Raw genomic sequence first — 1,505 nt, forward strand, 5'->3', positions numbered from 1 at the left:
GGATGGTTGGAAAAATGGGGGGTTTTGGTTTGTTTGGAATGGGTTTTTAAGGGGTGACTAATTAAATATAGATCATTGACGAATTAAAGTTTGGTGAATTCAATCTATAAGTACAATACGCCCATTTAAAAAAATAGTCTTTACCAGTCATCTCAGCAAAAACCTCAAACGGGGTTTTGCACTCCAAGAGACCTTTGCATAAATAGGAATAATCATCATAAGCCCACTTTTCACCCACTTGGCGATTTTTCCAGCGACGCCCAGTAGTCCTCTAGGAGGGTAAACCCAGCCTTAGCTCTGCTAGGACAAGGTTTAAAGAAATCACCAATTGGGCAAAAATTGGCTTTTTCCAATCATCTCTATTTTATGCAAAGGTCTTTAATTAAATTAAATTTTCCATTGGGGATGAAGCTGAAGCATAAGCCTTTTTCATCATCCTGCCTGCAAGGAAAGACGAACGCCCTGCGATAACAGCGTGTTTCATGGCACTTGCCATTAGGACTGGGTTGGCAGCGTGGGCAATGGCTGAGTTCATGAGCACGCCATCGCAACCTAATTCCATCGCCTTGGTGGCATCTGAGGCGCAACCAATACCTGCATCAACCAGTACGGGTACATTAGCGTGTTGTTTGATGAGTTTGATATTTGCTGGGTTGGCAATGCCCTGACCTGAGCCGATGAGTGAAGCAAGCGGCATAATAGCGCAACAGCCAATGTTTTCCAATTCTTTGGCAACGATTGGGTCATCACTGGTATAAACCATAATATCAAAACCATCATTAACCAAGGTTTGTGCAGCAGACAAAGTTTCAACAATATTAGGATAGAGTGTTTTTTCATTACCTAGTACCTCTAATTTAACTAGATTGTGCCCACCTAATAATTCGCGGGCTAATTGGCAAGTGCGCACCGCATCTTTGGCGTTGTAACAACCTGCGGTGTTGGGCAAAATAGTGTATTTATCAGGGCTGATAACCTCTAATAAATTTGGTTCGTTGTTATCCTGCCCGATATTGGTTCGACGAATGGCAACGGTGATAATGTCGGCTTCTGCCACCTCTGTTGCCAGTTTTGTTTCTGTTAAATCTTGGTATTTTCCTGAGCCGACCAATAAGCGGGAGTTGTAAGTTTGTCCAGCAATGATTAATGGTGTGTCAGTCATAATAGGTTTGATTGATGTGAAATAATTTAAAAATTTTACCTAATTTTTTTATTTTGTTAGGTTTTACGCAAGTATTTTTTCCTTATGCAAGGCGAATTTTAGAAATACGAAGGCACATAATAAAATCTATGTGATTGAGTATTTTTAAGAATCCAACGCACTCAGAAGGAAAAAAAGACGAAGCGTAAGCAGTAATATGGCGGAGAGTGAGGGATTCGAACCCTCGATAGGGGATAAACCCTATACGCCCTTAGCAGGGGCGCGCCTTCAGCCAACTCGGCCAACTCTCCAAAAGAAAGGAATTATACGCTAAGAAATAATCAATTTGAAATAGGATTACCCT

The 1,505-nt window shown here is 41.3% G+C and carries 1 protein-coding gene and 1 tRNA gene; both read right to left on the reverse strand.

Features of this window, described 5'->3' with window-relative positions:
* Positions 1-382 precede the first annotated feature (382 nt).
* A complete protein-coding gene (locus tag BAZSYMA_RS05745; RefSeq protein WP_195910120.1) occupies positions 383-1,162 on the reverse strand; it encodes a thiazole synthase in 780 nt (259 codons plus the stop codon).
* 197 nt (positions 1,163-1,359) lie between these two features.
* Positions 1,360-1,452: transfer RNA gene (locus BAZSYMA_RS05750), tRNA-Ser, on the reverse strand.
* Positions 1,453-1,505: the final 53 nt, after the last annotated feature.

Source organism: Bathymodiolus azoricus thioautotrophic gill symbiont, assembly GCF_001298715.1.
Lineage (GTDB): Bacteria > Pseudomonadota > Gammaproteobacteria > PS1 > Pseudothioglobaceae > Thiodubiliella.